The following is a 503-nucleotide window of genomic DNA, read 5'->3' as shown; positions in this document are numbered from 1 at the left end:
GGGCCGGAAGGCGCGGTGCCCGTGCATGTGATCGGCACCGACGGCGGTCGCCTGGCCTTCGTGCAATTGCCCGATGACCTGTATCCGGGCTCGCGCTACACGCTGTTCGTCAAAGGCCTGCACACCGCGACAGGCACGGCGGTGCCGTACACCGCCGTGGGCTTTACCACCGCAAGCACGGATGCCACCGGGGTTGTGGTGGCGGGCCATGGTGCCCGCCCGGCGCCGGACGATAAGCAGGCAGGTCCGTCACTGCCGCCGCTTTACGTGATGGCCGGTGGCGGCCGTGCGACACCGTGCCCGGGCGATACCTTGTGCCGCGCACACAGTTTTGTGCGCGACGGGGCGTTTTATCCCGGCAAGAACAACGCGCCCGATTTCACCGGCGCACATTGGCGCCTGTACGCCCCGTACCAACACCTGCCCGATACGCATGCGCTCGAAGCCGCGTTGCCAAAAGGCACCACCGCCTTGATCGGTCAGGTGCGCCAGATTGACGAAAC

1 protein-coding gene is annotated in these 503 nt (G+C 67.0%); it reads left to right on the top strand.

Annotated elements, in window-relative coordinates; genetic code table 11:
- Positions 1-503, top strand: a 503-nt coding sequence (locus tag AC4HNJ_RS21585) for a hypothetical protein (protein ID WP_490481678.1), incomplete at both ends; no start/stop codon positions are given.

This window comes from Dyella sp. SYSU CM1112, assembly GCF_058216415.1.
The sequence above is the reverse complement of the archived record's forward strand: the minus strand, read 5'-3'. Positions and strand labels throughout refer to the sequence as shown.